Below are 13,088 nucleotides of genomic sequence, written 5' to 3'. Positions count from 1 at the left end.
CGGCACCCTCCGTTTTCAATATCAGCACGGTTCGGCCATCCGGTCCGCGCCCAATGCGCCAGTAAACCACGCCATCCCAGTTGATCCCGTCGCGCAATTCGCGCCGTGTGACATGTACGATTCTGATGGGCCATTCGATCTTGTCGTCAATGGCGCGTCAGCCGTGCAGATCGAACATTCCTTAAATGCTGGCGTTCACGCGGGAAGTCCAATCGTTTCCAGATAATAGTCGGTTGCCTCGTCTGTCGGGCCGTCAAAAACGATGCGACCATGATCGAAGACGAGCGAACGCGTGCAAATGGATTTTAGGGTAGAGAAATCGTGGCTTGCGAGCATCATGATCTCGGCCTCATCGACCAGCTTCATTATGCGCCGCTTGGCTTTGGCTATGAAGGATGCGTCGCCCGCCCCGATCACTTCGTCGAGAAGCAGGATGTCGCCACCAACGGACGTGGAGATCGCGAAGGCAAGCCGTACCTGCATGCCCGCCGAATAGGTCTTTATCGGATAGTCGATAAAATCGCCCAGATCGGCGAAATCGACGATCTCCTCCTCGATGGAACGCATCTGACGCGGGGTGAACCCCAGCAACAGGCCCCGGTAGAGAATGTTTTCGCGCCCCGTTGCATCGGGCTCGAAGCCGAGGCTGATATCGAAAAGCGCACGCACCGTGCCACGGATTTCGCTGTTGCCTGCAGAAATAGGGTAAAGTCCGGCCACCATCTTCAGGAAGGTGCTCTTGCCCGCGCCATTATGCCCGATCAATCCGACGCGCTCGCCCTGCTCGATCGAGGCGCTAACGCCCTTCAGCGCATGGATGTCTTCGACCCGCATACGAGGCCGGTTCGAGCGCAGCAGTGAACCGAGCAGCGATTTGACGGATCGCTCCTTAAAGGCGATGGACGAGTAGTGAAGGTGGACGTCCTCCAGTCTGATGCCTGTCTTGCTCATAGGTAGAAGATCACATTTTTCTCTGATCGCTTTCCCAGCAATGCCGCGACCATAGCGAGAGCCGCCGCCGTCGCCAGGCACCATGCGTAATTCGTGGCCGTCGGCCATTCCCCTTGTAGCACGGGTGCGCGAACAATCTGGAGAAGATGGTATATGGGGTTATAGTCCAGAAGAAAACCGAGCCCGCCATTACGGAACATCGTGTCCATGAAATAAACGGGCGAGACAAACCAGGCAGCCTGGAGGATCAGGGCAAGCGCGTTTGGCAAATCGCGAAAGCGTACGCCAATATACGCCATAATCGTCGCCAGGGGCCAGGCGATCATTGCGATGAGAGGAAAGATGGTGGGCGCCGCCAGCCAGCTCCATCCGATGTTGCCTGGGAAAAAGAGCACGACCCATGCGACGAGCGCGAGGCTGGCCACCGACATCACGATGAGGCCGGTTACCACGTTGCGTAATGTGTAGATCGCCAAAGGATGGCGCGTCTGCTTAATGTACGCATCCGCCTGGACGAATGCGAGCGCGCCTCCCACCGTGGTTGCGGTGATGTACTCCCACACGATGATGCCGGAGAGAATGTATGGCGCATACTCCGCGATGGGTTGATTGAACAGGCGCGAAAATACCAACGATATCAGGACGGTCAGCCCCAGCGGCTGCATAACAGCCCAGAGCATGCCGAAATAAGAGCGTCGAAAACGCGAGCGCAGATCGGACATGGAGAGGTGCCACCAGAAATAGCGCACCTTCCAGACGTCGCTCAGATATTGGTTCATAGGACTTCCGGATTTTGGTTGCCGGGCTCGTTTCAGAAAAATTCACGGATCGTCGAGCAGACAGAATGGACTTCACGCTCGGTGATATCCGGGAAGCTGGGCAGATTGATGCCGCGCGCAGAAAGACCATCCGCTACCGGAAAATCGCCTTCGGCCGCGCTGTGCGGCATTCTATGAGCAGGCGGGAAGAATGGACGGGTATCGATGCCTTCGGCTTTCAGCTTTTGACGCAGGTCGTCACGATATTCGGCATTGTCGAGGATCACCGAACACATCCAATTGGAATGAACGACTTCTCCGACGGAATCGTGGGTGCGAAGCGGCAAGCCGGAAAGGCTTTCGCGATATGTCTTCGCCAGCTCCCTTTTTTTCCTTAGGATTTCGTCTGCGAGTTCAATTTGCGACAGACCAATCGCAGCTTGAATGTTCGTCATTCGGTAATTGTAGGCGAGGACGTCATGCCAGTATTCGCGGGTGGGGGAAACACCCTGGCTTTTTAGGTGTCTGCATCTCGCCAAAATGTTCGGATCACGAGCCAGAACCATACCACCTTCACCGGTCGTGATGGTTTTATTGCCAAAAAAGCTGAATGTCGCGCCGTCGCCAAAGCTGCCAACGTGGCGCCCCTTCCAAAAGGTGCCGAATGCTTCGGCGCAGTCCTCTATGAGGAGAAGGGAGTGCTCATCGCAGATCGCGACTATCGCATCCATATCGCACGGGTGGCCATACAGATGAACTGCCATCACGGCCTTGGTCCGCGGTCCTATCGCGGCCCTGACAGCGTTGGGGTCGATTTGCAAAGTCTCCTCGAGCGAATCGACGTAGACCGGCTTCGCGCCCGTTTGGAGAATGGTATTCACGGACGCAATATAGGTGAAGGTCGGAACAATTACCTCGTCGCCGGGCCCGATGCCGAGAGCTTCCAGGATCAAGTGGATCGCCACGGTACCGTTGGAGACGCTCGTGGCCTCTTTGACGCCGGTATATGACGCAAATGCTTCCTCGAAACGCCCTATAAAGTCGCCTCGGGAGGAGATCCAACCGGTCGAGATGCATTCCTCGACGTAGCGCGAGAGATTTCCCGCAAGGTGAGGGCGATAGATGGGAATACTCATATCGCTACTCTTTGGGAGCAAAAGAGATATGACCGTGCTGGTTGAGCAATGCCTCGCGCTCGGCGCCCCGAAGGTCTTCGCGCATCATCTCGGCCACCAGGCTCTCGAAGGAGATTTTCGGTTCCCAACCAAGCTTTTCGCGAGCTTTGGATGCATCGCCAAGAAGCGTTTCGACCTCTGCCGGACGGAAGTAGCGCGGATCGACGGCGACGATGCAGCGACCTGTCTTTTGGTCGTAACCCTTCTCGCCCTCGCCTTCACCTTCCCAGCGAACATCGATACCGATCTCGGCAGCAGCACGAGTGACGAACTCGCGCACCGAATACTGCTTGCCAGTCGCAATCACGAAATCCTCGGGCGTCTCCTGCTGGAGCATCAGCCATTGCATTTCGACGTAATCCTTCGCGTGCCCCCAGTCGCGCAGCGAATCCAGGTTGCCGAGAAACAACTGATGCTGCATCCCAAGCTTGATACGCGCTAAAGCCCGAGTGATCTTGCGTGTTACGAATGTCTCGCCGCGCAAGGGTGATTCGTGATTAAATAAGATGCCGTTGCAGGCATATATGCCGTAGGATTCGCGGTAGTTCACCGTTATCCAATAAGCGTAAAGTTTGGCGACTGCGTACGGAGAGCGGGGATAAAAGGGGGTCGTTTCTCTCTGTGGGGTTTCTTGAACAAGTCCATAGAGTTCGGACGTCGACGCCTGATAGAAGCGCGTGTTGTTTTGCAAGCCAAGAATGCGGATTGCCTCGAGAATGCGCAGGGCGCCCATGGCGTCGGAGTTAGCCGTATATTCAGGCTCCTCAAAGGACACCGCGACGTGGCTCTGTGCGCCGAGATTGTATATCTCATCCGGCTGAACGGATTGAATGATGCGCAGAAGACTTGACGAGTCGGTGAGATCACCGTGATGCAATGTCAGGTCGACTCCTCTCTCATGCGGATCGTGGTAGAGATGATCGATCCGCGCCGTATTGAAGAGAGATGTCCGGCGCTTTACGCCGTGGACCTCATACCCTTTCTGAAGCAGCAATTCGGCAAGATATGCTCCATCCTGGCCGGTGATACCGGTTACTAAGGCTATTTTCTTTGCCACCATGAAACTCTTCAAAAGGGAGGTTGATCGTGCGGGAAAGTCAGCGGACTAATCACCGCATAGGGCATTTTGCGGTCACGCGTACACCTGGTTCGTTCAACAATCAATATATCGATCATTTTGAAATCCGGTGAAATCAGCGGGCTTGACGCATGAGGACGAAGGGGGCGGGAGACGCCGTATGTGCGTGACCGTCGAAAGGATAGTGAGTTTCGTTCAGCAATGCCGTAGGAGAGCGTACGCAAGTACCACTGGAGACACCCGCCGATGAAGAGCATGCAAGATCACGGTTTGATAATCCCCGTCATTATGGCAGGCGGTTCCGGCACGAGATTGTGGCCTGTCTCACGCAACACGATGCCAAAGCAGTTTATTGAAATTCTTGACGAAGGGTTCTCGACTTTTCAGACGGCCCTGCGCCGCGTCAGTGGACCCGAATTTGCACCTCCAATCGTCGTGACCGGAGAGGATTTCCGTTTTCTGGCTGCCGTGCAAATGCAGGCAGCGGGCGTTGAGGGCGAAATTTTACTCGAACCCGCCCCGCGCGACTCGGCGGCTGCCGTGGCCGCTGGCGCCCTTTATGCTGCACAGCGTGATCCAGAGGCAATTTGCCTCGTGATGGCGGCCGACCACTTCATCCAGGATGATCAATCCTTTGTCAGCGATTGCATGAAGGCGGCGGTCGCGGCAGGCAGTGGTCGCATCATGACGCTCGGCATTGAGCCGACGCATCCGTCGACAGCCTATGGCTATATCGATATTGGCGAGCCGCTGCCCTTCGATGCAGCTTTCGTGTTGAAAGGTTTCGTGGAGAAACCGGATAAGGCCCGCGCGAATACCTATCTGGAAAGCGGCTTTTTGTGGAACTCCGGCAACTTCCTTTTCGCCGTCGACACAATGATCGATGAACTCGAGATGCACGCGCCCGATGTGCTTTTTGCGGTTCGCGAGGCAGTGGCATGCGCCAAGCATGATCTCGATTTCTTGCGGCTGGATGCTGAAGCCTTTCAGCGGTCCCCCAAGATTTCCATCGATTATGCGGTCATGGAGAAAACACAGCGAGCCGGGGTCGTGAAGGCTAGCTTTTCTTGGTCGGATGTCGGCTCCTGGGACTCGGTTTACGACATTAAGACCGCTGACGATAACGGCAACGTGCTGGAGGGAGCGGTTTCGGTGCTGAACACCCGAAACAGTCTAGTTCTCTCACAAGGCCCGCTCACCACCGTGATCGGGTTGGAAGACGTGATGGTCGTATCGACGCTTGATGCAGTTCTCGTCGCGTCGAAAGACGAAGCTCCACGCGTGAAAGATCTCGTGAGCAGTCTGGTCGCCGACGGGCGCGACGAGGCGACGCAACATCTGCGCATTCATCGTCCCTGGGGCTGGTATCAGCGCGTCGATCTTGGCGACCGGTTCCAGGTCAAACATATTTGCGTTCGGCCGGGTGGGACACTCTCGCTGCAGAAGCACCATCATCGTGCCGAGCACTGGGTTGTGGTACACGGTACCGCCGAGGTGACTATCGACGGGGTGGTCAAGCACTACCATGAAAATGAAGCGGCTTACTTGCCGATCGGCTGCGTGCACCGAATGCGCAATCCCGGCAAGATCGATCTCAAGATCATTGAGGTCCAAGTCGGCTCTTATACGGGCGAAGACGATATTGTGCGCATCGAGGACATCTATGCCAGAGTCTGAGACGGGGGATAGCAGCCTGAAGTTCGGTACAAGCGGCCTTCGGGGGCTCGTCGTAGACCTTGTCGGTCAGCCAACCCGCCAATGGACCGAGGCTTTTCTCATGCATCTGGAGCGGCGGGCAGATTTCCCGCGGCTTCTTTTGGTCGGACGCGACCTGAGGGCTTCCAGCCCGCAGATATCCAGCGACTGTCTTTCGGCCGCCGCCGCTATGGGATGGGAGGTCGCAGATTGTGGCGCGCTGCCGACGCCCGCGCTGGCGCTGGCTGCTCTCGCCCGCAAATCGGCGGCGATCATGGTGACGGGAAGCCACATTCCGGATGATCGCAACGGTCTGAAATTCTATGCGCCGAGCGAGATCAACAAAGATGACGAGGTCGCAATTCGTGCTCTCTTCGAAAACGGCCTCGAAGGCACGGCAGGTGAAGCGGTAGTTGGTGACGTTTCCGCCCAGGTGCTTGACGCATACCGGCGCCGATATCTCGATGCTTTCTCCCCCGATGCGCTCGCTGGCTTGACCGTCGGCATCTACCAGCACAGTTCGGTCGCGCGAGACCTGCTTGTCGAACTTTTGCAAAGTCTCGGCGCAGATACCGTCCGGCTGGCGCGCTCGGAGAGCTTTATTCCTGTAGACACCGAGGCGCATCGACCCGAAGACGTCGCGCTCTTGCGCGAGTGGGCGGGTGCGAACCGCTTCGACGCGATTGTGTCCACGGATGGCGACGCGGATCGTCCTCTCGTTGCGGACGCTATGGGTGAGATAGTGCGAGGCGATCTTCTCGGCTTGCTCACTGCATCCACCCTCGGTCTTCGAACCATAGTGACGCCGGTTACGTCTTCGGCGGCGATGGAAACATCCAACGTCGCTGACGAAGTGATCCGTACCAAAGTGGGTTCGCCGTTCGTGATCGAAGGAATGGAACGAGCCTATGCGAGCGGCCGAGGAGACGTCTTGGGTTTCGAGGCCAATGGCGGTGCGCTGCTGGGGAGCGACGTTAAGCTCGCGAATGGAATGCTTCATGCCCTGCCCACTCGCGATGCTGTTCTGCCCATCCTGTGCGTGCTCAGCGCGATCCGTTCGAGCGGCCGCGCGCTCAGGGATATGGTCGATGGACTTGGGGCCGGCCATGCGCTCGCCGATCGGCTGAAGGATGTTTCCTCTAGGCGAAGTCTGGCTTTCCTCACCAGATTGGCACACGATTCCGCTTACGCAAAAAGCGTTATGGCGGACGCTGGCGAGATTGCAGCGACCGACGATACAGACGGGCTACGTTTCATACTCGACGACGGATCGGTGGTGCACTTTCGTGCGTCAGGCAATGCCCCGGAACTTCGCTGTTATGTCGAATCGCTCAACCGCGAGCGCGCCGAGGAATTGCTCGATTGGGGCCTTCGGGCTGCTGGTCGGGCCCTGGCGCAGGCAGGAGTGAGTGATCGGTAATATTTGAGCGGAAGCCTCTTGACGTCCAGGACTTCGTCCGGAACTTGATCGAGATTTGAATCTCAAGAGGTCTTCTTCTGACGGTGGTCGGCGATCAGTTGGGCATAGATGTCGTAGTAGCCGGCACACATATCTTCAGCCCGAAAAAGCGTCTCATAGCGTTGACGAGCTGCCACACCGAACCGTTCCACAAGGTCATGTTCGCCAGCCAATGTTTTCATGGCATCTGCGAGAGCCTCGCTGCTTGCGGGAGGAACAACAATACCCGTTTCGCCGTCCTTGTTCACGTAGCTCGTGCCGGTGCCGATCTCGCAGCTAATCATTGGCTTTCCCGCTCGTGCCGCTTCCAGCAACGCTACACCGAAAGCCTCTGAGCGCAAATGCGAAGGAAATACAAAGGCTCGGCAAAGACTGAGAAGAGCCTCTTTGTCGGAATCCGTAATTTCGCCGACAAAATGAACATTCGGCAATGCGTCGCCGATGTGAAAGTCGCTTTCTCCCTTCCCGGCAATGACGACTGGCAACCCCGTGGCGCGAGCGGCTTCGAGAAGATAGCTGAGGCCCTTATAGTAGCGTAAAGCACCCACGAAGAGGAAGAAATTATCGCCTACACGTCCACGCCAGCGATTTAAAATCGTTTCATCCGGAGGGATGCGTTCGTCAATACCGATAGGCACGACAGTCGTCTTCGCTTCCCATCGTTGCAACACTTTGCTTGTCTCGAGATAGTTGGGGGAGGTTGCGACTATCTTGTCGACGCTTCCAAGGAATAGATGCATGAGAGGAGCATACAATTTTCCCAAAAATCTCTGCTTAACGATATCGGAATGATAGGTAACGATGGTCGGCTTCGATGGCCGGCATAATAGATGCACCAAATCGATCATAGGCCAAGGGAAATGGTAGTGAATGACATCTGCCTGTTCACTAATTTTAGAGAATTTCTTAAAAAGAGATACCGAAAAACCGGTAGATGCCAAATAAAAATCTAAATTCGCCTGGTGAACTTTATGATTCTCGACTTGAAGAATTGCTTTTGGATCCGAACTTAGCGTCAAGACGCTGCTGTCTACTCCCATTGGAGAAGTTCCCTCAGAGAGGTTCCATATTACTCTCTCAACTCCAGTAAAACTATCTGGAAAATATGTTTTGAATAAATGGAGAACCTTCAATTCCTAAATGTCCTTCTCGACAAGCAACCCTGCCGCTCTTTTTCTCTTATATTGCACAAGGCATCATATTCCCTGAGCCGGCGTCTATAGCGCATCCTGTTTAAACCGGCTCATATACGGCCGCCACGAAGTCGTTTTCGCACTCGACTGCGGTGAAAAGTTCGATGACCAGGCCGGCCTCTATACCGCGGCGGCGCCAGGATCGTCATCTCCCGGCATCCCATAGGCGCAAAGCGCTTCCGCTCGACCGCGATATCCAGAAGCAAGCGGACATCTGATCGGAAACGTATTCTGCACGCTTGAGGACTTCAAGCGAATCGCCATGAGAGCGGACAAAATTGACCAGAGCTTCTCCGTATTGATCTGTCTCGCAGCAGCCGTCATCAATTCAAAATGGATCCCCATGCGCCTTAGCCGAGCAGGCGGCTGACGATCTGGGCGGTGTAATCGACCATGGGAACGATGCGGGCATAGTTGAGCCGTGTCGGCCCGATGACGCCGAGTGCGCCGATTACGCGGGCGTCTTTGTCGCGATAGGGCGCGACGACGAGCGAAGAGCCCGACAGCGAAAAGAGCTTGTTCTCCGAGCCGATGAAGATGCGCACGCCGGGGCCTGCCTCGGCGAGGTCGAGAAGCTGCAGCATCCCGTCCTTGGTCTCCAGATCCTCGAACAGGTGACGCAAAAGCTCGATATCGGCCTGCGCGGTGACGTTTTCGAGAAGATTAGCATGGCCGCGCACAATGAGCCGCGTTTGAAGCCCCGACCCTTCGCCGGCCCAGATCGCAAGGCCGCGCTCCACCAGATCCTGCGACAACGTGTCGAGCGCGGTGCGCGTCTCTTCCTTGAGGCGGCCGATTTCCGCCTTGGCCTCGACGAGCGTGCGGCCGCGAATATGCGCGTTGAGGAAGTTCGACGCCTCGACGAGTTGGGATGATGTGACGCCGGCCGGCAGGTCGACGATGCGGTTCTCGACATCGCCGCTATGGCTGACCATGACGGCCAGCGCCTTCGTAGGTTCGAGCCGGATGAATTCGATATGCTTGAGCGCCGCCTCGCTCTTGGACGTCAGGACGAGGCCCGCGCCGCGCGACAGGCCCGACAGCATCTGGCTGGCGTCGGTCAGGATATGTTCGAGCGTCTGGCCCGAGCCCGACGCGCGCACCTGGCTTTCGATCCGGTGCCGTTCGTCGCTGGTGAGGTCTCCCAGTTCCATGAAGGCGTCGACGAAGAAGCGAAGCCCGGCCTGCGTCGGCAGGCGGCCGGCCGAAACGTGAGGCGCGTAGATCAGCCCCAGATGTTCGAGGTCCGACATCACGTTTCGGATCGTCGCGGACGACAGCGAGCCGGGCAGGAGCCGCGACAGGCTGCGCGAGCCCAGCGGCTCACCCTCGCGCATGTAATTGTCGACGATCAGCCGGAAGATGTCGCGCGAGCGCGAATCGAGATTTGGCAGCGTCGGATCGGTTATCATGTGCATCGGATCAGCATCTGTGGAGCCCCGGATATAGGAACTTTGCGCCGCTGGTGGAACCATGTGCCGCTTTTCCTTTGCCTCACTCTACCGACAAGGTTAGAAGCCGGGCAAACCTGAAACGACGAGAAAAGCTGAAACCCATGCGGCCATCCAAGCGCCAGCCCGACGAAATGCGGGCGATCTCCTTCGAATGCGGTATTTCCAAACATGCCGAGGGCTCCTGCCTCGTCAAGTTCGGCGACACGCATGTCCTGTGCACTGCAAGCCTTGAGGAGCGCGTTCCCGGCTGGCTGCGCAATTCCGGCAAGGGCTGGGTGACCGCCGAATACGGCATGCTGCCGCGCGCGACGGGCGATCGCATGCGCCGTGAGGCGTCGAGCGGCAAGCAGGGCGGCCGCACGCTGGAAATCCAGCGCCTGATCGGCCGTTCCTTGCGCGCGGTGGTGGATTTGCAGGCGCTGGGCGAAGTGCAGATCACGGTCGATTGCGACGTGATCCAGGCCGATGGCGGCACGCGCACGGCCGCGATCACCGGCGGATTCGTCGCGCTGCACGAGTGCCTGCGCTGGATGGAAGCACGCCAGATGGTTCAGGTTTCGAAAGTACTGAAGGACCATGTCGCGGCCATCTCCTGCGGCATTCATGAGGGCAACCCGGTCATCGATCTCGACTATCTGGAGGATTCATCCGCCGGCACCGACGCCAATTTCGTCATGACCGGCAAAGGCGGCATCGTGGAAATCCAGGGCACGGCCGAGGGCAAGCCGTTTTCCGAAGAAGAATTCGCGCAATTGATGGGTCTGGCGAAAAAGGGCATCGCGCGGCTGGTCGATTTGCAGAAGATGGCGATCGGGTAAGTCTGGTGCTGGCAGTTCTTCATTCAGGTGAAATGCACCCTTTCTCGTGGAGAGGTTCAGGCATGGATTCCTGTGACGAGCACAGGAATGACGGGATCGAAGGAATGTGCCAGTCGTCGGCGGTTGTGATTTCCAATATCCTCGCCGCCGTCACCCCTGTGCTCGTCACAGGGGTCCATGCCGCGCCTTTACCGCATGAAGATTCGGCACGGCAAGTCGCGTCATGACCCCATCCGCCATCCTCGAATCCGCACTCTACGTGGATGACCTCGACGCTGCCGAGACGTTCTATGCCGAAATCATGGGGCTGGAGCGGATCGCGAAAGTCGAGGGCCGGCACGTCTTCTTCCGCTGTGGCTCAGGCGTTCTCTTGCTTTTCAATCCCGAGGCGACCGTCCAGCCGCCGTCTCCCGATGCGCGGCTTCCCGTTCCGCCGCATGGGACTTCGGGCGCCGGACATCTGTGCTTTGCCGGCACAGGCGACGAAATCGAGCGCTGGAAGGCGCATCTGAAAGAAAACGGCATCGCGATAGAGGCGGATTTCCGTTGGCCGTCCTCGGACGCACGATCCATCTATTTTCGCGATCCGGCGGGCAATTCGCTCGAGATCGCCGAACCAAGAATCTGGGGGCTTTGATGCGCACACTGGACGAAAAGAAGATCGTTGTGGCGAGCCACAATGCGGGCAAGCTGGCCGAGATCGCGGATTTGATCGCGCCCTTCGGCTTCGAGGCGAAATCGGCTGCCGAATACGGCCTGCCCGAGCCTGAGGAAACCGGCACGACCTTCGAGGAAAACGCCTATATCAAGGCGCATTCGGCGGCGATCGCGACGGGCCTGCCGGCGCTTTCGGACGATTCGGGCCTGATGGTAGATGCGCTCGGCGGCGACCCCGGCGTCTATACGGCCAACTGGGCCGAACTGGCCGACGGCACGCGCGACTTCAAGATTGCGATGGAGCGCACCAACCTCCTGATGGGCAAGAAGGGCGCGACCGCGCCGTCGCAGCGCGCCGGGCGCTTCGTCTCGGTGATCTGCGTCGCCTGGCCGGACGGGCATGCCGAATATTTCCGCGGCGAGGTGGAAGGTACGCTGGTCTGGCCGCCGCGCGGGGACCGCGGCTTCGGCTACGATCCGATGTTCCAGCCCCAAGGGCACGAGCGCACCTTCGGCGAGATGGAAGCGGCGGAGAAGCACGGATGGACGCCGGGGCAAGAAAACGCGCTGTCGCACCGCGCCCGCGCGTTCCAGCTTTTCGCGCGCGACATGCTGGGAGCCGCATGAGCGACGATCCGGGCTTCGGAATCTACATCCACTGGCCGTTCTGTGCGGCCAAATGCCCGTATTGCGACTTCAATTCCCATGTCCGCCACCAGCCGGTGGATCAGCCGCGTTTTGCCGCCGCTTTCGAGCGCGAAATGGCGACGATGCGCGCCCGTACCGGCCCGCGAGACGTGTCGTCGATCTTTCTGGGCGGCGGCACGCCGTCGCTGATGCAGCCGGAAACGGTCGGTGCGGTGCTGGAAAGCGTCGCGCGTCACTGGCATGTGGCGGACGGCATCGAGATCACGCTCGAGGCCAACCCGTCATCGGTGGAAGCCGCACGCTTTCGCGGCTACCGGGCAGCGGGTGTCAACCGCGTCTCGCTCGGCGTTCAGGCTCTGAACGATTCCGATTTGAGGTTTCTCGGCCGCCTGCACGATGTCGAGGGCGCGCTGCACGCGATCGGTCTTGCGCGCGAAATCTTCCCGCGCCTGTCCTTCGACCTGATCTATGCGCGCCCGCATCAGACGCTCGACCAATGGGCGGCCGAACTCGACCGCGCGATTGGCTATGCGGCCGATCATCTGTCGCTCTATCAACTGACCATCGAGGACGGCACCCGCTTTCAGCTTCTGCATGAGGCGGGCAAGTTCGAGATGCCGGACGCCGACCATTCGGCCGATCTTTATGCGCTGACGCAGGAAGTGACCGCCGCGCGCGGCCTTCCGGCCTACGAGATTTCGAACCACGCGCGACCCGGCGCGGAGAGCCGGCACAATCTTATTTACTGGCGCTACGGCGAATATGTCGGGTTCGGCCCCGGCGCGCATGGCCGCTTCGTGGAAAACGGCCGGCGCATCGTGACCTTCACCGAAAAACATCCCGAAACATGGCTGGCTCATGTGGAGGATAAAGGCCACGGCGTCATCGGCGGGGAGGTTTTGACGCGCGAGGAGGAAGCCGACGAGTTTCTGCTGATGGGGCTGCGGTTGGCAGAAGGGATCGACTTGTCGCGCTACGAATCGTTGTCAGGCCGCTCGCTGTCCTCGAAGCGGATCGCCGTGCTCCAGGACGAACGCCTCGTCGCGCCGGTCGGCAATTCGCGTTTGCGGGCGACGTCGGAGGGCATGATCGTGCTTGATGCCGTGGTGGCCGATCTGGCACGCTGATTGTCGTTGCGCGCGGTCTTGCCGGCGTAATAGGGCTCGAAACTGTCCTGAAGGATCAACGGCATTGGTTTGCGC

12 protein-coding genes are annotated in these 13,088 nt (G+C 58.4%); 6 read left to right on the top strand and 6 right to left on the bottom strand.

The window, feature by feature from the left end; translation table 11 throughout:
- Nucleotides 1-195: 195 nt before the first annotated feature.
- From GTW25_RS11545 to gmd, 4 genes are read right to left on the bottom strand one after another with little or no spacing between them, the layout of a single operon-like run.
- Nucleotides 196-951, bottom strand: coding sequence for an ABC transporter ATP-binding protein (locus GTW25_RS11545; protein ID WP_252912343.1), 756 nt, complete (start codon nt 949-951; stop codon nt 196-198).
- Nucleotides 948-1,730 carry an ABC transporter permease gene (locus tag GTW25_RS11540; protein ID WP_252912255.1) on the bottom strand — a complete coding sequence of 261 codons (783 nt, stop codon included), beginning with the start codon at nt 1,728-1,730 and terminating at the stop codon, nt 948-950. Before GTW25_RS11540 ends, GTW25_RS11545 begins: the two co-directional genes overlap by 4 nt.
- A gap of 32 nt (nt 1,731-1,762) precedes the next feature.
- Nucleotides 1,763-2,845, bottom strand: coding sequence for a DegT/DnrJ/EryC1/StrS family aminotransferase (locus tag GTW25_RS11535; RefSeq protein ID WP_252912254.1), 1,083 nt, complete (start codon nt 2,843-2,845; stop codon nt 1,763-1,765).
- Between the two features lie 4 nt (nt 2,846-2,849).
- Nucleotides 2,850-3,944 (bottom strand): GDP-mannose 4,6-dehydratase, encoded by a 1,095-nt coding sequence (gene gmd / locus GTW25_RS11530; protein WP_252912253.1) that lies wholly within the window; start codon nt 3,942-3,944, stop codon nt 2,850-2,852.
- A gap of 273 nt (nt 3,945-4,217) precedes the next feature.
- Between gmd and GTW25_RS11525 the strand changes: the two genes are divergently transcribed.
- Both GTW25_RS11525 and GTW25_RS11520 read left to right on the top strand, forming a co-directional pair.
- On the top strand, nt 4,218-5,639 hold the full coding sequence (locus GTW25_RS11525) for a mannose-1-phosphate guanylyltransferase/mannose-6-phosphate isomerase (RefSeq protein WP_252912342.1): 1,422 nt from the start codon (nt 4,218-4,220) through the stop codon (nt 5,637-5,639).
- Complete coding sequence (locus GTW25_RS11520) at nt 5,626-7,077, top strand: phosphohexomutase domain-containing protein (RefSeq protein WP_252912252.1); 1,452 nt, start codon at nt 5,626-5,628, stop codon at nt 7,075-7,077. The genes GTW25_RS11525 and GTW25_RS11520 overlap by 14 nt, the downstream gene beginning before the upstream one ends.
- 62 nt (nt 7,078-7,139) lie before the next feature.
- On the opposite strand, the gene GTW25_RS11515 is transcribed toward GTW25_RS11520, so the two are convergent.
- The gene (locus tag GTW25_RS11515) at nt 7,140-8,249 is read right to left on the bottom strand and encodes a glycosyltransferase (RefSeq protein ID WP_252912251.1); all 1,110 of its coding nucleotides are present in this window, start codon (nt 8,247-8,249) and stop codon (nt 7,140-7,142) included.
- A 410-nt stretch (nt 8,250-8,659) separates the two neighbouring features.
- Nucleotides 8,660-9,727, bottom strand: coding sequence for a heat-inducible transcriptional repressor HrcA (gene hrcA / locus GTW25_RS11510; RefSeq protein ID WP_252912250.1), 1,068 nt, complete (start codon nt 9,725-9,727; stop codon nt 8,660-8,662).
- A 137-nt stretch (nt 9,728-9,864) separates the two neighbouring features.
- Between hrcA and rph the strand changes: the two genes are divergently transcribed.
- The 4 genes from rph to hemW all read left to right on the top strand — a co-directional run bounded on the left by rph (nt 9,865) and on the right by hemW (nt 13,013).
- A complete protein-coding gene (gene rph / locus GTW25_RS11505) occupies nt 9,865-10,581 on the top strand; it encodes a ribonuclease PH (protein WP_252912249.1) in 717 nt (238 codons plus the stop codon).
- Between the two features lie 223 nt (nt 10,582-10,804).
- On the top strand, nt 10,805-11,218 hold the full coding sequence (locus tag GTW25_RS11500) for a VOC family protein (RefSeq protein WP_252912248.1): 414 nt from the start codon (nt 10,805-10,807) through the stop codon (nt 11,216-11,218).
- A complete protein-coding gene (gene rdgB / locus GTW25_RS11495; protein WP_252912247.1) occupies nt 11,218-11,865 on the top strand; it encodes an RdgB/HAM1 family non-canonical purine NTP pyrophosphatase in 648 nt (215 codons plus the stop codon). The genes GTW25_RS11500 and rdgB overlap by 1 nt, the downstream gene beginning before the upstream one ends.
- A complete protein-coding gene (hemW, locus tag GTW25_RS11490; protein ID WP_252912246.1) occupies nt 11,862-13,013 on the top strand; it encodes a radical SAM family heme chaperone HemW in 1,152 nt (383 codons plus the stop codon). The genes rdgB and hemW overlap by 4 nt, the downstream gene beginning before the upstream one ends.
- The last annotated feature ends 75 nt before the right edge of the window (nt 13,014-13,088 follow it).

The sequence above is a fragment of the Aliihoeflea aestuarii genome (assembly GCF_024105665.1).
Classification (GTDB): domain Bacteria; phylum Pseudomonadota; class Alphaproteobacteria; order Rhizobiales; family Rhizobiaceae; genus Aliihoeflea; species Aliihoeflea aestuarii.
This window is presented reverse-complemented; position numbering and strand designations above follow the sequence as displayed.